The sequence below is a fragment of the Dokdonia sp. Asnod2-E02 genome, assembly GCF_045063915.1.
Classification (GTDB): Bacteria; Bacteroidota; Bacteroidia; order Flavobacteriales; family Flavobacteriaceae; genus Dokdonia.
This window is the reverse complement of the sequence record NZ_JBEFNX010000005.1, coordinates 1,137,501-1,159,882: the sequence shown is the minus strand read 5'-3', so window position 1 is coordinate 1,159,882 and position 22,382 is coordinate 1,137,501. Positions and strand designations below refer to the sequence as shown.

16 protein-coding genes, 2 tRNA genes and 2 rRNA genes (1 of these 20 only partly in view) are annotated in these 22,382 nt (G+C 38.8%); 11 read left to right on the top strand and 9 right to left on the bottom strand.

The window, feature by feature from the left end; genetic code table 11:
- Positions 1-59 precede the first annotated feature (59 nt).
- From ACJJVM_RS05220 to ACJJVM_RS05210, 3 genes are all read right to left on the bottom strand, one after another.
- Positions 60-500, bottom strand: coding sequence for a hypothetical protein (locus ACJJVM_RS05220; RefSeq protein ID WP_298353315.1), 441 nt, complete (start codon positions 498-500; stop codon positions 60-62).
- A gap of 241 nt (positions 501-741) precedes the next feature.
- On the bottom strand, positions 742-3,219 hold the full coding sequence (locus ACJJVM_RS05215; RefSeq protein WP_405211009.1) for a zinc-dependent metalloprotease: 2,478 nt from the start codon (positions 3,217-3,219) through the stop codon (positions 742-744).
- A gap of 63 nt (positions 3,220-3,282) precedes the next feature.
- The gene (locus tag ACJJVM_RS05210) at positions 3,283-4,755 is read right to left on the bottom strand and encodes a hypothetical protein (protein ID WP_405211008.1); all 1,473 of its coding nucleotides are present in this window, start codon (positions 4,753-4,755) and stop codon (positions 3,283-3,285) included.
- Positions 4,756-4,908: 153 nt separating this feature from the next.
- Between ACJJVM_RS05210 and yiaA the strand changes: the two genes are divergently transcribed.
- Complete coding sequence (yiaA, locus tag ACJJVM_RS05205) at positions 4,909-5,370, top strand: inner membrane protein YiaA (RefSeq protein ID WP_298353324.1); 462 nt, start codon at positions 4,909-4,911, stop codon at positions 5,368-5,370.
- 73 nt (positions 5,371-5,443) lie between these two features.
- On the opposite strand, the gene ACJJVM_RS05200 is transcribed toward yiaA, so the two are convergent.
- Complete coding sequence (locus ACJJVM_RS05200) at positions 5,444-5,830, bottom strand: thiol-disulfide oxidoreductase DCC family protein (protein ID WP_405211007.1); 387 nt, start codon at positions 5,828-5,830, stop codon at positions 5,444-5,446.
- Between the two features lie 107 nt (positions 5,831-5,937).
- On the opposite strand from ACJJVM_RS05200, the gene ACJJVM_RS05195 reads away from it, so the two are divergent.
- Together ACJJVM_RS05195 and ACJJVM_RS05190 are read left to right on the top strand one after the other, a co-directional pair.
- The gene (locus ACJJVM_RS05195; protein ID WP_038599307.1) at positions 5,938-6,741 is read left to right on the top strand and encodes a helix-turn-helix domain-containing protein; all 804 of its coding nucleotides are present in this window, start codon (positions 5,938-5,940) and stop codon (positions 6,739-6,741) included.
- 57 nt (positions 6,742-6,798) lie between these two features.
- The gene (locus tag ACJJVM_RS05190; RefSeq protein WP_405211006.1) at positions 6,799-7,962 is read left to right on the top strand and encodes a serine hydrolase domain-containing protein; all 1,164 of its coding nucleotides are present in this window, start codon (positions 6,799-6,801) and stop codon (positions 7,960-7,962) included.
- Between the two features lie 5 nt (positions 7,963-7,967).
- On the opposite strand, the gene ACJJVM_RS05185 is transcribed toward ACJJVM_RS05190, so the two are convergent.
- The 3 genes from ACJJVM_RS05185 to lysS all read right to left on the bottom strand — a co-directional run bounded on the left by ACJJVM_RS05185 (position 7,968) and on the right by lysS (position 11,024).
- Positions 7,968-8,636, bottom strand: a complete 669-nt coding sequence (locus ACJJVM_RS05185) for a transglutaminase domain-containing protein (RefSeq protein WP_405211005.1) — start codon at positions 8,634-8,636, stop codon at positions 7,968-7,970.
- Between the two features lie 4 nt (positions 8,637-8,640).
- A complete protein-coding gene (locus ACJJVM_RS05180) occupies positions 8,641-9,051 on the bottom strand; it encodes a carboxypeptidase-like regulatory domain-containing protein (RefSeq protein WP_405211004.1) in 411 nt (136 codons plus the stop codon).
- 278 nt (positions 9,052-9,329) lie between these two features.
- Positions 9,330-11,024 carry a lysine--tRNA ligase gene (lysS, locus tag ACJJVM_RS05175; RefSeq protein WP_405211003.1) on the bottom strand — a complete coding sequence of 565 codons (1,695 nt, stop codon included), beginning with the start codon at positions 11,022-11,024 and terminating at the stop codon, positions 9,330-9,332.
- Between the two features lie 138 nt (positions 11,025-11,162).
- On the opposite strand from lysS, the gene ACJJVM_RS05170 reads away from it, so the two are divergent.
- From ACJJVM_RS05170 to lipB, 3 genes are all read left to right on the top strand, one after another.
- A complete protein-coding gene (locus tag ACJJVM_RS05170; RefSeq protein ID WP_081965011.1) occupies positions 11,163-11,321 on the top strand; it encodes a YqaE/Pmp3 family membrane protein in 159 nt (52 codons plus the stop codon).
- 2 nt (positions 11,322-11,323) lie between these two features.
- A complete protein-coding gene (locus tag ACJJVM_RS05165; RefSeq protein WP_405211002.1) occupies positions 11,324-12,172 on the top strand; it encodes a hypothetical protein in 849 nt (282 codons plus the stop codon).
- Between the two features lie 82 nt (positions 12,173-12,254).
- Entirely contained in the window at positions 12,255-12,971 is a 717-nt protein-coding gene (gene lipB, locus ACJJVM_RS05160) for a lipoyl(octanoyl) transferase LipB (RefSeq protein WP_038599319.1), read from the top strand.
- 35 nt (positions 12,972-13,006) lie between these two features.
- Here the strand turns inward: lipB and ACJJVM_RS05155 are convergent, their stop codons facing one another.
- Positions 13,007-15,463 (bottom strand): hypothetical protein, encoded by a 2,457-nt coding sequence (locus ACJJVM_RS05155; protein WP_405211001.1) that lies wholly within the window; start codon positions 15,461-15,463, stop codon positions 13,007-13,009.
- Positions 15,464-15,557: 94 nt separating this feature from the next.
- Positions 15,558-16,196, bottom strand: a complete 639-nt coding sequence (locus ACJJVM_RS05150) for a ribonuclease HII (protein WP_405211000.1) — start codon at positions 16,194-16,196, stop codon at positions 15,558-15,560.
- A 67-nt stretch (positions 16,197-16,263) separates the two neighbouring features.
- Between ACJJVM_RS05150 and ACJJVM_RS05145 the strand changes: the two genes are divergently transcribed.
- The 5 genes from ACJJVM_RS05145 to ACJJVM_RS05125 form a co-directional block, all read left to right on the top strand.
- On the top strand, positions 16,264-18,270 hold the full coding sequence (locus ACJJVM_RS05145; protein WP_405210999.1) for a putative porin: 2,007 nt from the start codon (positions 16,264-16,266) through the stop codon (positions 18,268-18,270).
- A gap of 979 nt (positions 18,271-19,249) precedes the next feature.
- Positions 19,250-20,773, top strand: a 16S ribosomal RNA gene (locus ACJJVM_RS05140).
- A gap of 211 nt (positions 20,774-20,984) precedes the next feature.
- Positions 20,985-21,058, top strand: a tRNA-Ile gene (locus ACJJVM_RS05135).
- Positions 21,059-21,191: 133 nt separating this feature from the next.
- Positions 21,192-21,265, top strand: a tRNA-Ala gene (locus ACJJVM_RS05130).
- A gap of 213 nt (positions 21,266-21,478) precedes the next feature.
- Positions 21,479-22,382: ribosomal RNA gene (locus ACJJVM_RS05125) — 23S ribosomal RNA — on the top strand; it runs 1,924 nt beyond the window's last position.
- Together the 16S and 23S rRNA genes with 2 tRNA genes alongside form the textbook arrangement of a ribosomal RNA operon.

The following is a 22,382-nucleotide window of genomic DNA, read 5'->3' as shown; positions in this document are numbered from 1 at the left end:
AACGGCATCCTAACTAAAGGATGCCGTTCTCAAACCAAATTAATCAATCAATAAAAACATTATTTGCCACGCTGGCCTCTACCACGTTTGCCACCGCGTCTTCCTTCACCTTTGCGCTTTGCGCTCATCTTCTTAAACTGCTTAAATTGGTCTTCAGATAAGATACTTTGCATCTCTTGTTGCATAGCTATTTGTTTATCTAGACGTTCATTTGTCTTAGCAAATTTTTGCTCTTTTGTAAGCTCAGGTTTTTCTGTTTGAGCTTTGCGAGCTTCCATCGCTTGCTTGCGGTCTTTTGCTTGTGCAAGTAGTACGTTATACACTTTTTTAGACTGATTATTGTCTAGAGCAAGTGCTAGGGTCATTTTCTTAGTTTTAAGCGTAGCCATTTGTTCTACAGTAAGGTCTTTTCCTTTTCTGTCTTCTCCGCCTCTTGGTCCTCTTTGTGCAGACATTGATATAGTAGCTAGTACTAAAAATGCCATTATTAACTTTTTCATATTCTTTATTTTTTTAATTACTGAACACTTATATGACTGTGTAAAATGCACAAAGTTTAATCCATTTTTATTTTTAGGATTTATTTGTGATTTGTTACGCTTTCGCGAAAGCGTATATATCTTCAGTAATTTATGAACTCTAGAGTAGTCTGGTAACGAGAATTTTTTACATAAAAAAAAGCCGACTGTCAATGACAGCCGGCTTATATGTGAAGGGGAAATCTTAGGGGTAAATTATCCCTTATTTAGGGTCAAGTATTAAATTGATGCGCTCTACAAGATCTTCTGTGTGTATGCGACTCATACGATCACGCAGTCTGCTGTTTTGTAAATCACCTTTAAGATCTTTAAGCTCTGCACGTACTACGGCTCTAATGTCACTCTGGCTTACATCAATAGAAGTTCTAGTGCTAAAACGGCTAGAAGCTCCTTGCTCTCTAGTCATTAAGTATGCTAGACGCTCTACATATGCACGCTGTAAGTTACGGCGGTAGATGTCTATGGTACTTCTTGACTTTAACTCACTAAAGAGGCCATCACGAGTATCTTCCATCATATCCATAAAGGTATATGCACTGTTGCCATTAAGAGTTTCGTTCTCTAGCATACGTCCCATTCTTCCAAAATCTAGAAGGTTGTTAAGCGTTCTAGTCTGGAAACGTCTTATACGTTCTACACTACCTGCATTTTCTATTTTATCAAAAATGTTTGTGTCTAGTAACCACTCTGGTGTCTCAAAAAGATTTTCTTGTAAGAAGGTAAGTGCTTCTTTTTGTTTCTCTTTAGGTACGTGTGTGTATACAGCTCCATCTTGATCATAGGTTTTATACATCTCATACACACCACCTACATTTGCGGCAACGTGACCCATATAGCGGTTATACTGAGAGAGTACTTGACCATACATTTTATCTAGCTCATCATAGTTTTGGCCCTCTTCTGCAGTCCAAGTGATAAGGTTAGGTACAATACGTTTAAGGTTTGCAATACCATAAGCACTTGCTTTCATAGCATCATCACCTAGATCTTCTGTTTGAGAACTAGGGTCTATGACTCCAAACTGCTGTCTCCCAAAACGGTACATAGGGTCTCCAGCGTGCTCTAGTATCCAGCTGTCTAAGGTTTTCTTTTCATCTTCTGCACTTTTTGCCTCAAGTATAGGGCGGTATCCCCACTTAATAGCATACTTGTCGTAGATACCTATGTTAGGCATCAAGGCAACATCACCATCACCTGGTTGTGCGATATAGTTAAAACGAGCATAATCCATAATAGAAGGTGCTGTTCCATACTTTTTTGTAAACTCAGGATTACGTAAATCATCTACAGCATATGCTACACTACTTCCCATATTGTGAGGAAGACCTAGTGTGTGACCTACCTCGTGAGAACTCACAAAACGAATCAATCGTCCCATAATCGCATCTTTAAACTCGTTAGATCTTGCTTCTGGATTAATCGCTGCTGTCTGTACAAAGTACCAGTTATGTAATAAGGTCATAACATTATGGTACCAGTTTATATCACTTTCTAAAATTTCTCCAGATCTAGGATCACTCACGTGTGGTCCATTTGCATTAGGAATAGGAGACGCAAGGTAGCGCACTACACTATAACGTACATCTTCTGGGCTCCAGTCTGGATCTTCTTCTACAGAAGGAGGATCTGCCGCGATTATGGCATTTTTAAATCCAGCAGCTTCAAAAGCTACTTGCCAGTCTTCTATACCTTGTTTGATATATGGCACCCATTTTTTTGGTGTTGCTCTATCTATATAATAAACGATTTGCTTTTTAGGCTCAACAAGCTCACCTCTTTTAAAGGCTGCCATATCTTCGTCCTTAACTTCTAGTCTCCATCTGTCTAAGTAACGTATGGTTTTACTTTTTTGTAAGTCTAGACCGTAATCTGTTTGCCCGCGGCCAAACCACCCTACACGCTCATCAAACATACGGCGTTGCATAGGTACTTCTGGTAATAAAATCATAGAGTTACTCATCATAAGTGAGAGTGTACCTGTAGCATTATTAGACGGTAATGCACTACCGCTGTATGTCTTTACGGTACGTACTTCTATATTTTGCGGGTAACTTCTTATTGTATCTATGTAAGAGCGCTTTGCATCTAGCTTAGAAACCTTAAGACTTTTGCGACGTCTCTGTGGTAAACCGAGTGGTTTAACATCTGTTTCAAATAAAGGGCTCGCGTCTATCACAATATTCTTATTGCCAGAAACAGAATCCTTCTTATATGCCTTTACATCAAAAGCATACAGCACTGGCTCAAAATTACTGTTCTTTACAGCCTCAGAAATAGGAAGTGAGTCTGCGGCATAAATTTGATGTGACACCACACGTAGTAATACCTTTTTATCTTTTACTTCCCAGCGTAGTACAGAGGTGTTTTGTTTTCCTCCCCCAAAGCCAAGTCCTGTGGCAGTCTTTGCAATACGAGTGACCATAAGCATCTCGCGACCCATCAACGTGTCTGGAATCTCATAAAAGTACTTGCCGTCTAGTTTATGTACGGTAAAGAGACCTTCGTCTGTTTTTGCTTCTTTTGTGATTACTTTGCCATAAGGTTTTATGGCACCTTTCTTGTCTTTTTTTGCAGATTTTGAGGCACTTGCCTTACTGGCAACTTTAGATTGTGATGCGCCACAACTCGCAATTGTAATAGCTAGTAGTGTAGCAATTACGTAGGATAATTTTCTATTCATTCAATTGGATATTTTACAAGGGTAAAAGGTACTGCCCAGAACCCGCCTATCTTGTTAAGAAAATCATAACAAGTGAAGGGTAGTGTCATAAAGTGGTGTATTGTCAAGCTTAGATTTTATCCAGGCAAAAAAGCTCACCATAAAGATGTCTTCTTCTTTAAGGGTGGAGGTGGTAAAGTTATTTTTTACGCTTTCGCGAAAGTGGTCTTCATCTATCACAAGAGGATTATTATGCATAGCTGTGTAAACTGCAATAAAAGAATGTAACCTCGCCTCAGAGCGAATAATAGATTTATGCTTGCGCTTAAAACTTCTCAAAGTAGCGTGCGCCAGATCTACATACTCTAGTTCATAATAAATAATAAGGGTGAGAAGATCTCTTTTTATTAACCAGTCTTTGCCTAATTGCGTCTCATACCATTGGTCTGAGTGTTTTAATTTATTAAGCTGGCCTAAGGCTTCTTTATATAAACCTTGCTGGGTGAGAAAAACAACAAGCGCTAGTATGGTGTCTGGGTGGGATTTTCCTTTAGTATTTTTTATGTATTCTTTTAAAGAGGTGATGGCGGTTGTATAACTGCCACTATAATTCATAACAAAACTGTGTATGAGTAAGTAGCTTTCGCGAAAGCGGGATTCCCATTTTCTTCTATCTGCACCTATTTGCTCGTCCATAAGCTTGAGATATGACTGAGCCTGTGTAAAATCACGCACTCTAAAATGTGCATTTGCCATAAAATAGAGGACCTGTATATGGTAAAAACGATGCTTTGCAGCAACGTGATCCTTCTGCTCTATAAGTTTATAAACCTTTGTTATAAACGGTAATGCCTTGCTAAAGTTATGATCTAGATGTGCTGCTGTATTAATAATCTCAAGGAGTTGGTAGAGGGACTTATAGGTAAGATCTTTTTGTATGTCTATTTTAAAATCTGCTAGAATTTGTTCTATAGTTTCTTGTACGCCTTGTTGTAATAGGGCTGTGTTAAACTGGACGGTTCTCTTAATGTGAGCATATGCCATATTGAGCCTTTCTTGCTGTAAAAAGAGCTTGTGACACTGCTGTGCCGCTGCCACAAGCTCAGGTAGATCTTGCTCAGGGTGAAGGTGGCTGTATTGTATTTGTGTATGATATGCCTCGACTAGTGCTGTGTAGAGGTCTAGTTGTTTTGCTTTTTTAATGGCCTTTTTGAGTAGTTTATGGGCAGGGTTAATATGGTCTTGCTCATAAAGTATACGTGCCGTAAGTATCCACTTAAAGATGGTCATATCTTCTGAGGTTTCTGTCTCAAAACTGCGTGTAGCAATAAAGTCTATGAGTGAGTCTTGCAGTCGCTTTGATAATGCGTGATAGGCATTTCTATTTGACGAGCCATATAATGTGGTGATGATATCATTTACAGGTACTCCTTTACGCAAGAGCATATAGAGATCTATGTTTTTTGTGTCCTTTCTTTTATTTCTGGAGCGTATGTATTGTATAAAAAGATCACTTTCTTCTTTAGAAAAACTAGTAATAATAGAAAATAATGACATTTTATATCGTAAGTTATATGTGTGTAAAAGCTTATTTTGATTGTATAAATGTAATATTAGTATATTATATATCGTAAGTAATAATGAAATTATTGATTTTTTGATGTGAGGTTGGGTTGCATCTTTGACCTCGTTAAACAACAACAAAACATTATGGAAAATCAATTTGAAACACCAGTAACTGAGAAGAAAGTAAAAGAAAAACCTTCATTTTCAAATAAGCCTACCGGCGCTTTTATAAGTGCATCTTGGAGTGCCTTATTTGTTGGGATGATATCGTTCTGTGTAGGTTTATGGAACGCAGATATGTATCTCAATGAAAAAGGATATTATTTTACAATTTTACTCTTTGGTCTTTTTGCAGTAGTCTCTGTGCAAAAAAGTGTACGCGATAGGCTAGAGGGAGTACCTGTTACAGACATTTATTATGGCATAAGTTGGTTTGTGACCATTATTTCAATCTTATTACTCGTAGTAGGTCTATGGAACGCAGATCTAGAGTTAAGTGAAAAAGGTTTTTACGGGATGTCATTTACGCTAAGTCTCTTTGCTGCTATTGCAGTTCAAAAAAACACGAGAGATGTAAAATTTATAGATAATCAAGAAGATAAGTAACAAAATGCGGTGCTCTAGGGCACCGCATTTTGTTGTTTGATAACCCGATGCTCCCTAGGGAGTGTTGGGTTTATTATTTAAAATTAATAGTACAAGAGGAAGATGTACCAAACCATCGTACCCTATTGCGAGAAGCCGTACGGTATACAAAGTCTCTAAGCATTCTAGGTATAAAAGCGAGTAAGGCGGCAACACGCTGCCACTTTGGTATTTTTGATACAATCTTTAAAAACCCATCAGAGTGTGTGTGCAAAACATTATTATCTATAAGAATTACCGTGTCTAGACTATCTGTAGGTCTGTTGTTATCTCTCAAAATATGTTGACCTCTAGGAGATTGATACGCTACAAATTCAAAGAGGTCTTCTGGAGCAAATTTTAATAACCACCCCACAACGCCATTGCAAAGGTTACACTCTCCGTCAAAAATTATAAGGCTCTTAGTAGCTAGACTCTTCATAGTAAATCAATTTTGTAATTAACCATTGAGTCGAAAAAAAATAGTAAACTTTTCAAAAACAGTTTTTTAAGAGTAGGTTTCTATTTTTTAATGAGTAGCTTGGTCTTATGATTTTTGAGCCACATATAGCAGAGGTAAAAAAGCACATAGACCATTACTGGATTGTAAAAGATGCTGCGCTCTTGTCTATGGGAAGCCCAACAATGTATGCATACCCTGGCATTACTCCAGATATGATTATCGTGCTAGATGGTCATTACACAATGAGCTATATGGGTAAAACCTATACATCTAATAGAAGTAAGCTGTATAGCTTTATTCATAAAGAAGTGGTTGTAGATCTCTCGCATCTCAAAAGCTGTATCATCATTAAATTTAAAAGCAGGGGACTGTCTTCGCTCAAACCATTTTTAGATCTCAAGACAGAAGCCATTATGAAAGACAGCGTCGCCTTTGCAGATGATGTTTTTGGGATGGATGTCGAGCTACTTAAGATTCATCTACTTACATTATCACCTTCAGAAATTGCAAGTGAATTAGATCAATGGTTTGCAGAGAGGTATAAAAAGGAGCGAGAAGGTTTTGTAGTGGCAATGGCGCAAGAAGTGAGTGCTAGTTGTGATATACAAACTATTATTAAGGCTACAAATTACTCCTATTCTACACTAGAGCGTCACTTCAAGAGAGATACAGGTCTCACTCCAAAAAAGTTTCAATCACTCCAGCGATATAAAAAAGCCATACGAGAGTTATATGTCACTCGCAATAGCGACTGGCAGCATTATGTAGTAAAGTATGGATATTACGATCAGAGTCATTTTATTAAAGAGATAAAAAGATATACAAATCATACACCGTCGCAACTCTTAAAGACACCATCTTTTATAGAAGTAAGACCTAACTACTTTTGACGAAAATTTACAATGACCGCTTTCGCGAAAGCGTAATCTTTGTAAAAAATAACACGAATGAAATATATCCCATACCTAATTGCACTTTGTTTTATAACCCTAAGCTGTAACAGTACACAAGAGGTAAACTATACTCAAGATACTGATAAGCAGCTGCAATTTTTTCTAGATGACACTTTTACTGATACAAAGCAAGATGTAACCGGTGTCTCATTATCTGTAATTGCCCCTTTTGCCGAAATAGATTTTTCTGGAGCGGCTGGATATGATAGTATAGATAAGGATGCGTTGTTAAAGGCAAATCAGCCTTTTAGGATAGCGAGTGTGACTAAGGTGTTTGTAGCCGTGGCTATATTACGTCTGTATGAGCAAGGAGAAGTATCGCTAGAAGATGCTATCTCAAAATATATCTCTGCGGAGCATATCGCATTACTTAAAAAGGGCGGTTATGACCCAGATAAAATAACTATACGCCACTGTCTAGGTCATACAAGTGGTTTATATGATTATGCAGAGGGAGGGCCAGAATATATAGAAGCCGCCTCAAAAACTCCAAACAAAATATGGAGCCGTACAGAGCAAATACAATTTGCAATAGATAATGGGAGTCCTTATGCTGCTCCCGGAGTAGAAAATAATTATAGCGATACAGGTTATATCTTACTTGGCGAAATCATAGAGCGCACAACTAAGCTTGATCTTGCGGCTGCACTTAGGTCATTACTTAAGTTTGACGAGCTAGGTATGACTTCTACCTATTTACAAAGTCTAGAAGAACCTACGCAAGAGTTACCACAAGAAGTGCATCGCTATGTAGGTAGTCTTGATGCTACAAAGTGGCATAATTCTGTAGATTTATATGGAGGAGGTGGTCTGGTTTCTACTACAAGAGATTTAAGTGTATTTCTTCAAGCGGTTTTTAATAATCGTGTTTTTGAAAATAAAAATACCTTAGACACAATGCTATTACTAGATGGCAAGTATGATGAAGGAAATATCCCTAAGCAGCGTCTAGGTTTTGATAGCTATTACAGTAAAAAACTAGACGTGGAGACCTATTTGCATTCTGGTTTTTGGGGAACGCTGTTTGTTTATATCCCCAGTTTTAATGCTAGTATAGCAATAAATAATACACAAGATGGTGATGTAGATGGTGATGTGTTAACAAACGTAATTTATTACCTGCAATGGCTAGATAAACAACCCAGTGGTAAAATGTAATGTCATTATTGCATTACAAGTAAGTCGTTCCATTGTTCATTAGTAGCGTGATGCTTTTTTAAAAACTCCTCTGGTTCCATTAAAAAGTAGCTAGGGTCAAAGTCGTAAATAAAAAGCTGGCTTTTTACATCAGTATATCCACTAGACCAGGTAGCATCGCATACATACCATTTCCCGTTAAGTCGTACGCTATTCCACGCGTGATTTGCAATAAGTTTCCCATTTGATTTAAAAGTACTTGTAGGATCATATCCATTTATGACCTCACAAGTAATTCCAGATAATAGGGCAAGCTTTTTAATTAGATAGGCATATCCCGTACACAGGGTTTCCTTATCATTAACTAACGTTGTAAGAACTTCTTGCTTAAATAAAGAACGCTTTGCATCTGAGTAACTTTTATCCAGATACATCTTCTTGCTCTTGCGTGTAAGTGCATCATTGCCTTTTATATTATGAGTAACCCAGTAATAGATTGCTCTAAATTTTTCAACATCTGTAGTAAGCGTTGAGGTGAGTTTGTGGCTTAATAGTGGGAGATTATATAATTCTTCACCTTCAAGAAGTGATGCCTTATAATCGGCAGTAGTAAATTCAATGTGCGCAAAGTCTGAGCGCTGTGCACTTGTCACTGTTGTGAAGATGAAGAATATAAAGAACGTAAGCTTGTACATATAGTTACATAGATTTAGGTATAGCTTTCTTTTGGGCAGGTGCAGTTCTCAAAGCTCCTACTATAACAATGGCTGTACCTTCTAAAAATGGTTCGATGTAGGTAGTGCCACGTTCAATTTTTACCTCCATATCTTCAAAAGCCATTGAGCTTACGATAAGAACATCATTATCCTTAAGCGGTTGCGGAAAGGTAAAAGCGCCATCGTCATCTGCCATAACACCTATGTTTGTTCCTTTAAGAACGATTGCCGCTCCCGGCACAACGCTATTATGCGTTTTTACTACGCCAGATACTGTGCGCTCTACAGCTTGTGCTTGTGCCGTTTGAGATGTAAACACGAAGGCTAGCATCATACAGATAGTCGCAATGGCGCCTGTTACCTTCTTCTTTGTTGTGATGTGTTTTGTTTTCATAATAAATGTGTTTTTGTTTATATCAAAACTATGAGGAGAAGCTCTTTCTTAAAATTATAAATGCGCAAATGCCAGTTATATGACTGTAAACTGTCCTTTTCACTTAGGGAAGTATAATGCTGCTGGATCTAAGTGCGCTTTCGCGAAAGCGTAATAAAGCCCCCATAAACTCATATAATGAAGATGTAGTTATCAACTATAACATTGAGCACATCACTAAAAATAAGAAAACCCCTGCCGATAGACAGAGGTTTTATATAGTAAGAAAGGCGGTTGCCTTAGTCTGCGATGGTTACAAATAGACCATCATCTGTTTTTGAAACTTTTGCGGCGCCCATTTTTGTAAGCCCTTTTATTCCTTTATCCCAAGCCTTGTTGCTTAATCCGGCTGCTGCCTTTAAAGCACTAAGCTCCTGCGGACTTTCCTTTTTAAGTAGCTCATAAATGGCTTTTTCATTTTCATTAAGGTCAAGCGCTTTCTTCTCTGGTTTCATCTGTGGGAAGAAAAGTACTTCTTGTATAGACTGGTTATTTGTTAAGAACATTATTAAACGATCCATCCCTATTCCCATACCAGAAGTAGGAGGCATTCCGTACTCTAATGATCTCAAGAAGTCATAATCTATAGAGGCTGTTGCTTCATCATCACCTCTCTTTGCAAGTTCTAGCTGCGCTTCAAAACGCTCTCTTTGATCTATAGGGTCGTTAAGCTCTGAGTATGCATTTGCAATTTCTTTACCACATACCATAAGTTCAAAACGCTCTGTAAGCTCTGGGTTGTCACGGTGCTCTTTACAAAGCGGACTCATCTCTTTAGGGTAATCTGTAATAAAGGTAGGCTGTATGTAGTTACCCTCACACTTCTCTCCAAAAATCTCATCTATGAGTTTTCCTTTACCCATTGTATCATCTACCTCGATACCCATACCCTCTGCAGCGGCACGTATCTCATCTTCGGTCTTACCATTAATGTCAAAACCTGTGAAGTGCTTGATACTATCTGCCATAGTAACGCGGGCATATGGAGCTTTAAAGTCTACCTTGTGCTCTCCAAAGGTAGCCTCTGTTGTACCATTTACTGCAATGGCACAAGTCTCTAGTAATTGCTCACAGAAGTCCATCATCCAGTTGTAATCCTTATAGGCTACATAAATTTCCATTGCGGTAAATTCTGGATTGTGCGTGCGGTCCATTCCTTCATTTCTGAAGTTTTTTGAGAACTCATATACTCCTTCAAAACCACCTACAATAAGACGCTTTAAGTATAACTCATTTGCGATACGCATATATAATGGCATATCTAGTGAGTTATGGTGCGTTATAAATGGTCTTGCAGCTGCACCACCTGCGATAGGTTGTAATACTGGTGTCTCAACCTCAAAGTATCCTGCGTCGTTAAAGAAATTACGCATTGCGTTAAAGAGCTTTGTACGTTTTACAAAAACCTCTTTTACGTGCGGGTTTACAGTAAGGTCTACATATCGCTGTCTGTAACGCATCTCTGGATCTGTAAATGCATCGTGCACTTTACCTTCATCATCTGTACGTGGTTGTGGTAATGGCTTGAGTGCTTTACTTAATAGCGTGAAGTCTTTTACTAGCACAGTGATCTCTCCTACCTTAGTGGTAAACATCTCACCTTCTATACCTATAAAGTCTCCTATGTCAAGAAGCTTTTTATAAACCTCGTTATACTTAGATTTATCTTCTCCTGTACAGATTTCATCACGGTTAAAATATACTTGTATGCGACCTTCACCGTCTTGTATTTCGGCAAAAGAGGCATTTCCTTGTATACGTCTTGACATTAGCCTTCCAGCCATTACTACTTTTTCACCTTCTGTGTAGTCATTTTTCGCTTTCGCGGAAGCGTGAGTCACGTGGTATTGTGCTGCGGGATAGGGGTTGATTCCTATTTCGCGCAAGCGAGATAATTTCTGACGGCGTACTTGTTCTTGTTCTGACAGTTGCATACGGTAATTTTTAAGCTTGCAAAGATAGTCATAGCAGGGTCAGAAACGAAATGGTTGTAACAATTCTAATAATATGTAGACATATTAAGTACATCAATCAAGCGTTACCTTTGTGGTAACCTATCAAAATCAAATTATATGAGTATCTGGCGTGTCTTACTAGCCATCTTTTTTCCGCCCCTTTCTGTTATAGGTAAAGGGTGTGGGTCTGTATTAATAGTTTTCTTACTTTGGCTCTGTGGCTGGGTGCCTGGCGTGATTGCAGCACTCGTTATTTTAAACAATCCCAAAAATTAAAAATGAATAAAAAAAATTACCTATCACTAGTAGTGCTACTTGTATTACTGGTGAGTTGTAGTATGCAAGAGCGTATCGTCTTTAATGAAGATATGGGTGGTCGATATGAGTCTGTAGTAGACTTGTCTCAACTTATGGCGCTGGGAGCCCAAGGAAGACCAGCATCTGTCGACAAGAAAAAGGAAAAGATGGACACACTTGTTGTGTTTAATGATTTTCTGGAGACGTATAAAGATAGTATTGCAACCTTACCAGCGGCTAAACAAGAGGATATAAAAGCGCTAAGAGACTTCTCTATGCAAATGAATATAGATGAGGATAATGGTGTTATGGTACTTACCATCATAAAGGACTTCAAGCAGTTTAATGAAATAGAGCGCATCGCTTATGATATAGAGAAGGTATTTGATACAGCAAAGAAAACAACACCAGGAAGTGAGAAAGCTACTAGCAGCCCTGCAAGTAGTATGCTTAGTACAGATAAGGTGATATATACATTTACAGATAATACCTTTAGAAGAACAGACCCAAAAGCACTTGCAGAACACCTAGGTGAAGAGGTTGTCTTGTCACAAAAGACGCAAGAAACTATAGGGCAAAGCTCAAGCGGAGAAGTAGGAGATGAAAATGATATGATGTCTGGTATGCTCGCCCAGATGGATAAGGAGCTTAGTAAGTCTACAATGACACTTGAGTATGTGTTTCCTAGAAAGGTTATTTCTGTAACGCCAGATGGAGCGAGTATAGGAGCAGATGGTAAGACGGTTACTTTTGAAATAGACTATCACAGCTTGCTTAATAATAAGAGCAAGGTATTAGAAAATTTTGAGGTGGTTCTTGAAGAGCAGTAAGAGCTGTTTTTAACGATATTTTATAACCTCCTACCATCTGGTAGGAGGTTTTTTAATGTGAAGTAATTCTTACCTTTGCGGCGTGAATAAAAATATCATTTTTCAGGATTTAGGACATCGCGATTACAAGGAAACTTGGGACTATCAAGATGAGCTTTTTAAGAAAACGGTTGCGATGAAAATCGCAAACAGAAGAGAAGATGCAGGATTAGTAACTCCTAACCATTTTCTCTTTGTAGAGCATCCACACGTTTTTACGTTAGGTAAGAGTGGTGATATGTCTAACCTGCTTGTGAGCGAAAAAGAGCTAGCCGAAAAGAATGCTACATTCTATAAAATAAATAGAGGTGGTGATATTACCTACCACGGGCCGGGTCAGATAGTGGGATATCCTATATTAGATCTTGATAACTTCTTTAGAGATATACATAAATATTTACGGCTACTTGAAGAGATGGTTATTCTCACTCTAGCCGAATACGGACTCAAAGCCGAGCGTTCTCCAGGGGAGACAGGAGTTTGGTTTGACGTAGGGACGCCATTTGCCAGAAAGATATGTGCTATGGGTGTGAGAGCGAGCCGCTGGGTTACTATGCACGGCTTTGCACTTAATGTAAATGCAGATTTAGGCTATTTTGACCTTATGATACCTTGCGGTATAAAAGATAAGGCCGTTACCTCACTTAATGTAGAGCTAGGGAAAGCTACAGTAGATCAAGAGGAGGTGAAGGCTAAGCTTAAAAAGCATTTTACAGCCCTTTTTGAAGCGGAGTTTGTTACTCCAGAAGTTGCAGAGTAATCTCCACATCTCTCAATTACTTGAAACCCATTTTACTAGTTTATTTTATAAATAAGGATAGACTTGTCACCACCCTGTGTGACAAAACCTAGTGACTTGTTTTTTTCTAGTAAACCTACAGAGGCTTTTGATGTGCCGTAAATAGGGAAGTTAGGAAGTAGATTTCCTTTGCTGTCATATAGATACACCTCACTGGATTCTGTATTAGTAAGTGTGATGTATTGCTTTTTTGCAGCTTCAAAAACTTGTGGAGCACTATAAGAACCATAAGCTATTTCTTTTTTCTTACCGTTTATTAATAGTAGATTCTCTCGCTGTCCTACCGCAAGAGACTTGCCTAGCGCTATACGTGAGTCTGAGTCAAAATCTGAGATGGTCTGTATGACTTCTCCCTTTGTAGTAACTCTTACCTTCTCTCCGTTTACAGTATATGTTTCAAACGTATTTCTGTTTCTATAAACTGGCACATCACCAAAGTTTATATTTTTCTTTACCTCTATACGAGCTGTACCAGTACGACTCAAGATGTTGAGTTTTCCATTGTTTTCGGCAATTACGATATAATCCTTATTTGCAATACGAATGTGTGCTGGCGGAAATATAACTGTACTCGTAGCTTCCTTAAAAGTAAAACCAGAAACAGGGCTTGCCTTTTTATCATACATAAGTACCTTTTCACCCTGCACAATAACAAAACGATAGTTGCTATTATTATCGTAATCAAATATCGCAAGTGGTTGTGTGATGGTGTCTTTAAAAGACAGTGGGTATGGTCCCACATCATTACCATTACGGTCTAGAATGTAGAAAGACTTCTCTGTGGTGAAGGCTAGCTGTAATCTCCCGTTACGGTAGATGTCTACCTGCTGCATATCGCCCAGTATTTGACCATCCAGATCCTTTTGCCATAACACCTTGCCAGCATTACTTATAAGGTATAGGGTATTATTTATGTCTTGCACAACAATATCTTGTCCATCTGTACGATGATTTTTTACCAGCTGTGGAGACATTGTAATAGGTGCGCTAAGCTTCACATTTGCAATTTGTGCAATGCTAGCATCTGCAGTATTGTCTTCATTTTTAAGTATTGTCGTGTTGAGCAGTAGGTAATCTTTCTCTTGCACGAGTTGTAGAGCGGCATAGTGATAGCCTTCTAGCGTAGTTTCTTTTAGGTTTTTTTGTCCCTGTTGAGATACAAGTCGCTGGTAGTTTTTGCTATCAAGGTTTGTGATGTGTAAGTAACTTGAGGCACGACTCAATGCGTTTTTTGTAGGAGCAAATGCCGCACTGGTAGCTAATATTGCTTGGTTCTGATAATTTGCAATAACAGTTTCTAGTGCTTCTTGATTTTTGGCAAAGAGATAAAAGTCATCTATTGTGGCATACATCTTTGGAGAAGAGAGGTTGAGTAGAGGTGAGTACGCTTTCGCGAAAGCGGAAGCATTTTCAACTTCATAGATCTTAACTTTTCTAAAGGTCGCTAGCTCTGATCCGCTTGCAAGCACATTATCTGTAACACTCACATCTGCCGAAACACCCACAATTACCGAACTCTTTGCAAGATGAATAACACCTATCTCTGTAAAACTAGCAAAGAGATCTTCTTGCGGGATATTATATTGAGCAAGGTCTACCTTGAGCAAGTCTGCTTTATTAGATTTAAGTTGTTCCCAGCTATCATAGCTTATAGCTTCTACAGCTACGGCAGCGGTGGGAGTGATGCTAGTGATTCTGTTTACCACAGGGTTTGTGTTCTTGAGTAGGGAGAGACGCAAGTTTGTAGAGTCTTGTACGAGTACTACGCCATTGAGACGTACATCATTTTGGTCAAGGTCAATATCTGCCGTGGCCCAAGTAAAGGAGTCTTTAAGTGCATTTACGCCAGCCGCAGGAAAGAGTGTTTTGTATAAATCTCCTCCTTCAGATCCTTTTATAAAAATAGAAGCAGTCGCACTGTTACTAGAAGAATTATAGGCGCGGTCAAACATAGGGTCTGTGTACGTTTCTCTATTTTTCTCTCTCAGTACATTCTCAAGCAAAATTTTTGAGGTGCTTGCTATAAAAACATCGTTATATATAAGGTAATGAGCATTTGCTCCTAGTGACTTAATTTTTTTGTCATTGAGTGAGGCTTCTCTTATAAGTGTTGAGTCATTTTTAAAAAGGCCTAGGTGGTTTTTTGTAATAATGCTCAAATCGTAGGCTTTGCGCCCTAGCTTAGTATAGCAAAACAGTGTCTCTCCATCTGGTTGTACAGCTGCAAATGCGGCTTGGTTATCTACCAGTGTTTTGTATAGACTAGTGGTGCCCAGCTCTTGTATGAAATCATTATTGACTAGTGCACTTTTAAAATCTTTAAGATTTGTAGTTTTTATAACAACAGATGCCTTACGAGGAATGTATTTTGTGAGTGAAGACGAGTTCTTTGTTGAGGTTGTGCAGCTAGCTAGCAATACAACAACGGCAGAGAGGTATAATAGAATTTTCATAAATAGTAAAGACTGGTTGTTCAAAAATACAGTCTTGTGTGAGACCTACGGCCTTTGTGGTCATAATATTATTGACCACCTTTTCAACAGTATATTACTTATGGTCTTTAAAAGTAAAGTCTAGCGAGTATTGTTCGGGTAATAGTTTAAAGCTTTTGCGGTGGTATTTTGTAATACCATAGGTGCGTATCGCTTCTCGATGTTCTTTTGTAGGATACCCTTTGTTTTTTTTCCAGTTATACATAGGGTACTCTTCGTGTATGCGGTCCATAAATAGGTCACGCTCTGTTTTGGCAATGATAGATGCCGCGGCTATGGGGAGGTATTTTCCATCACCTTTAATAACAGTTGTGTGATCTAGGCCAGTAAATGGTTTAAAGCGATTACCGTCTACAAGTATGTGTTGCGGTTTTTTTTGCTTTCGCGAAAGCGTACCTATCATACCTTCAATACTACGATGCATTGCAGTGATAGAGGCGTTAAGGATATTAATTTCGTCTATTTCCTCCATCATCACGTGAGAAAAAGAGTAGGCAATTGCTTGTTGCTCTATAATAGGTTTGAGTAAATCACGTTTCTTCTCTGTGAGTTGTTTTGAATCTGTAAGAATCTCGTTTATAAAACTATCGGGCAGCATCACAGCAGCTGCCGTAACGGGTCCTGCAAGACAGCCACGACCAGCCTCGTCTGTGCCACATTCTATAAGATGAGTATGATATTTAAGTTTAAGCATATATTGAACGGGTCAAAATACTAGAATCGGTGCAAATAATGTAATTTTGACACATCAAATTGTTTATATGAATAAGATTTTTGGGTTTATTTTTTGTCTAGCGCAAGTAGCAGTCTTTGGGCAAACATCACCTATACAGCAAACACCTACATTACAAAGAAGTGAAGGTCTTGGTGATAATAACGACCCGCTTAATGCTAGAGATGCAAAATCTACAAATATTAAAGAGTTTGAAAGACCACCTGTAGAGGATTATAAGATTATCTCTGTAAAAAGAGATACCTTATATGTAGATACGACTCTTACTATAGAAAAGGATTATAAATTTAATTACCTGCGTAAAGACCGGTATGGTTTATTGCCGTTTGCAAATACCGGGCAAACTAATAATACGCTCATACATCATTTTGATAACAGGCGCACCACGCCTGGCTATATTGCAAATGCTAGACACTTTGCTTATCAAGAGGTAGAAGATATAAAATATCACTACCTACCTACGCCACTCACAGAGTTGTTTTATAAGAGCGCTTTTGAGCAAGGACAACAACTAGATGCTTTCTTCACTCTTAATATACACCCTAGACTTAATATGTCTATAGCATATAAAGGAGTGCGTAGCTTAGGTAAATATCAAAATGCATTAACCAGTTCTGGTAATTTTAGATTTGCGGGTAGCTATAACACAAAAAATAAGCGATACTATATAAAGGCACACTGGGTTGCTCAAGATTTAAGTAATCAAGAAAACGGAGGATTAACCACTTTAGGTATAGAGCAGTTTAATAGTGGTGACGAAGATTTTGATGATAGATCAAGATTGCCAGTAAACTTTGAAGATGCCGAAAATATACTAGATGGTACAAGAGTGTATGTAAACCATCACTATAATATTATTCAAAAACAAGATAGTCTTAAGGACTATAGTTTGAGAGTAGGTCACATTTTTAATAGCGAAAATAAATTTTATAGATATAGCCAAGATGCAGCAAATGATCTTTTTGGAGAAGCATTTAGACAAACCGACTTTTCAGACAGAACAGATCACGAAGAAACCTATAACGAACTTAACGTTGTTTATGAAGATAAAAAACTAGGGCAACTCAAGTTTCAAGCAAATGCTACGTATTTTAATTATGGCTATGATGCAGTACTTATACAAGGTATAGATCAAGATGGTGATGGTATAGACGAGCAAACGGTAAGAGTACCTAATAGAATACAAACCACCACAATTGCAGTAGGAGGAGGGTATAAAAATAAAATAGGTGGTTTTGATATACTGGGAGATGCTCAAATAAATGTCTCAGGAGATTTTGATGGATACAATATATATGGAGAGGCTGGATATGCTATTGATAAAGACAAGCGCTTTTCGGCAAGTATATTGAGCAATGCAAGACCAGCAGGATTTAACCATCTACTTTTTCAGAGCAACTATATAAACTATAACTGGTCTAATCAAGAAGCTTATGCAACTGTAAAGACTAATACACTCACGGCTCAGTTAGATTCAAAAAAGTGGGTAAACCTCAAAGCCTCTGCTGCTACTATAAAAGACTATGCATATTTTGCATTAGATCCTGTAGACTCACTTGTAAACTCTTTTCAAACCAGTGAGTCCATAAATCATCTTCAGGTCACAGCTAGTAAAAATATCAAGTATAAGAAGTTTAATCTAGATCTCACCGCCACATATCAAAACGTGAGCGGGTCAGAGGGTGTGCTCAATGTTCCAGACTTCGTGGGTAGAGGAAGCTTATATTTCACAGACCGTCTGTTTAAAAAAGCACTCTTTTTACAAACAGGGTTTACTGCAAACTACTTTACAAAGTATAATCTCAATGCATATGACCCTATACTTGCGGAATTTTATGTGCAAAACTCTCAAGAGTTTGGGAACTTTCCCCTATTAGACTTCTTTATTAATATGAAAGTTCGCCAGACAAGAATCTTTCTCAAGGCCGAACACTTTAATAGTAGCTTTACAGGTAACGACTTTTATAGCGCACCAGGATATCCATATAGAGACTTTAATATACGTTTTGGTATCGTTTGGAACTTCTTTCTTTAAATAATTACGCTTTCGCGAAAGCTTAAGTAGATCCACAAAAAGCTCTATAATAAGACACCTTTACTATTTGTAGGAAGAAAAAAGCCTTTGTGGTCTATTTACGGGTATCTTTTTTAGTAGTAAATGAGTGATAAAAATGCTTTAATAAAGAAATAATAAAGCTAGACTAAACAAGGTCAAAGGATTAGGTTTTTATTTGAATTAAATATCAAAAAATACTTGTCAGACTTGAACTTCTGTGTATCTTTGCCGTCCGTTTAAATGTGAGCGGTAGTTCTTATAAACGTCTGTTTAATTGGCTTTAAAATTTATTTCAAATTATTTTCAAAAGATAGTTTGTAAAGTCAAAAAAGGTTGTAGTTTTGCAGCCGCTAACAAATGGAGGTTTATTTGTAGGAGTTGTTCTTAGAATTGTTGTTTTTATTGCTTCAGAAAAAAATAATTTNCTTGTCAGACTTGAACTTCTGTGTATCTTTGCCGTCCGTTTAAATGTGAGCGGTAGTTCTTATAAATGTTTGTTTAATTGGCTTTAAAATTTATTTCAAATTATTTTCAAAAGATAGTTTGTAAAGTCAAAAAAGGTTGTAGTTTTGCAGCCGCTAACAAATGGAGGTTTATTTGTAGGAGTTGTTCTTAGAATTGTTGTTTTTATTACTTCAGAAAAAAAATAATTTTTTTTTCAAAATAAAGTCGTCAGTATTAAAAACAGTTGTATATTTGCACCCGCTTAGAGAAACAGTAACATATCTAGCGAAGTTCAAGTAATTTTTTTGAATGTTTTGGAAGGGTAAAAAGGGGTTCGATTCCTCTTGCATTAACATTGATTTTCTAGTTTTTAGGGATTAGGAAAAGTTCATTGACTTATTGAATTGACAGCGCGTATTAATACTTTCGGGTATTATTACAAAGAATTTGAAAACTAGAAGTTTATTATTGACCGGATATTTCGAGTTGTGAGGAGTTAAATTATTAACAACACACGATGAAGAGTTTGATCCTGGCTCAGGATGAACGCTAGCGGCAGGCTTAACACATGCAAGTCGAGGGGTAACAGGAGTAGCTTGCTATTTGCTGACGACCGGCGCACGGGTGCGTAACGCGTATAGAATCTACCTTATACTGGGGGATAGCCTTTGGAAACGAAGATTAATACCCCATAGTATTATTTTTTGGCATCATTAAATAATTAAAGTTTCGGCGGTATAAGATGACTATGCGTTCTATTAGTTAGTTGGTAAGGTAACGGCTTACCAAGACTTCGATAGATAGGGGTCCTGAGAGGGAGATCCCCCACACTGGTACTGAGACACGGACCAGACTCCTACGGGAGGCAGCAGTGAGGAATATTGGACAATGGAGGCAACTCTGATCCAGCCATGCCGCGTGTAGGAAGACTGCCCTATGGGTTGTAAACTACTTTTATATGGGAAGAATAAGGTCTACGTGTAGATCGATGACGGTACCATAAGAATAAGCACCGGCTAACTCCGTGCCAGCAGCCGCGGTAATACGGAGGGTGCAAGCGTTATCCGGAATCATTGGGTTTAAAGGGTCCGTAGGCGGGCATATAAGTCAGTGGTGAAAGTCTGTGGCTCAACCATAGAATTGCCATTGATACTGTATGTCTTGAATTATTGTGAAGTGGTTAGAATATGTAGTGTAGCGGTGAAATGCTTAGAGATTACATAGAATACCGATTGCGAAGGCAGATCACTAACAATATATTGACGCTGATGGACGAAAGCGTAGGTAGCGAACAGGATTAGATACCCTGGTAGTCTACGCCGTAAACGATGGATACTAGTTGTTTGGCCTTCGGGCTGAGTGACTAAGCGAAAGTGATAAGTATCCCACCTGGGGAGTACGTTCGCAAGAATGAAACTCAAAGGAATTGACGGGGGCCCGCACAAGCGGTGGAGCATGTGGTTTAATTCGATGATACGCGAGGAACCTTACCAGGGCTTAAATGTAGTCTGACAGCTTTAGAGATAGAGTTTTCTTCGGACAGATTACAAGGTGCTGCATGGTTGTCGTCAGCTCGTGCCGTGAGGTGTCAGGTTAAGTCCTATAACGAGCGCAACCCCTGTGGTTAGTTGCCAGCGAGTAATGTCGGGAACTCTAGCCAGACTGCCGGTGCAAACCGTGAGGAAGGTGGGGATGACGTCAAATCATCACGGCCCTTACGTCCTGGGCCACACACGTGCTACAATGGTAGGGACAGAGAGCAGCCACTTAGCGATAAGGAGCGAATCTATAAACCCTATCTCAGTTCGGATTGGAGTCTGCAACTCGACTCCATGAAGCTGGAATCGCTAGTAATCGGATATCAGCCATGATCCGGTGAATACGTTCCCGGGCCTTGTACACACCGCCCGTCAAGCCATGGAAGCTGGGGGTACCTGAAGTCCGTCACCGTAAGGAGCGGCCTAGGGTAAAACTGGTAACTGGGGCTAAGTCGTAACAAGGTAGCCGTACCGGAAGGTGCGGCTGGAACACCTCCTTTCTAGAGCTTGTCCCTGTTATTGTGCGTTATATATTTTATATATGTAGCTATATCTTTAACAAACAGCAAACGACTTACAACCGAATGGTTAGTAATAGGTTTTAGTTTTCAATAGCTGTCGATTTAATTATTAATAAGGAAGTAGGGATTGAGTAAGTGGGAATTAGTTTTTGCTAACAACTACCGCTTAATTACTATAGACTATTAAGACAGTCTCATAGCTCAGCTGGTTAGAGCGCTACACTGATAATGTAGAGGTCGGCAGTTCGAGTCTGCCTGAGACTACTTTTTATGCTTTCGCGAAAGCTTTATAAATCGTGACGTTCATACGTATTACATTTTGAAGGAAATTTTAGAAGTTGAGAATCATTACTTCGTCATTCGAAATCTGATGTCATCATCTTGATTTCATAGAAATGGGGGATTAGCTCAGCTGGCTAGAGCGCCTGCCTTGCACGCAGGAGGTCATCGGTTCGACTCCGATATTCTCCACATCAGCTATCAATTTTAAATTGTTGGCGATTAGTTATGAGTTTACTTGTAATTAATACCGTTCATTGACATATTGGGAAATAATTAAAGAATACGAGAAGTCGTGTATAGCCTAGCCGCTATATACGCAAATTAATAATAATATGAATAACTCATTATAATATAAAGGTTTATGTATTTTATACATAAGCCCTTAAAAGAGCAATTAAGTACAATAAGCTAATTAAGGGCGTATGGGGAATGCCTAGGCTCTCAGAGGCGATGAAGGACGTGATAAGCTGCGAAAAGTTGCGGGGATCTGCACACAAGAATTGATCCGCAAATATCCGAATGGGGCAACCCGGTATATTGAAGATATATCACCAGAAATGGGGCAAACCCGGAGAACTGAAACATCTAAGTACCCGGAGGAGAAGAAAACAATAGTGATTCCGCTAGTAGTGGCGAGCGAACGCGGATTAGCCCAAACCAGTAATGTTACGGCATTGCTGGGGTTGTAGGACCACGTTATTTTGTGCTTTATGAACTAGAATGCTTTGGAAAGAGCAACGATACAAGGTGATAGTCCTGTATAGGTAAAGACAGTTACAGATAGTGGTATCCTGAGTAGTGCGGGGCACGTGAAACCCTGTATGAATTTGTGGGGACCATCCCATAAGGCTAAATACTCCTGAGAGACCGATAGTGAACCAGTACCGTGAGGGAAAGGTGAAAAGAACCCTGAATAAGGGAGTGAAATAGAACCTGAAACCATACGCTTACAAGCGGTCGGAGGTCTTCGGACTGACGGCGTGCCTTTTGCATAATGAGCCTACGAGTTACTTTAACTAGCAAGGTTAAGATTTTTAGGATCGGAGCCGTAGCGAAAGCGAGTCTGAATAGGGCGACCATAGTTAGTTTGAGTAGACGCGAAACCGTGTGATCTACCCTTGGGCAGGTTGAAGCTTTGTTAACCCAAAGTGGAGGACCGAACCCGTTGACGTTGAAAAGTCTTGGGATGACCTGAGGGTAGGGGTGAAAGGCCAATCAAACTCGGAAATAGCTCGTACTCCCCGAAATGCATTTAGGTGCAGCGTTGATTTATAGTTTTATAGAGGTAGAGCTACTGATTGGATGC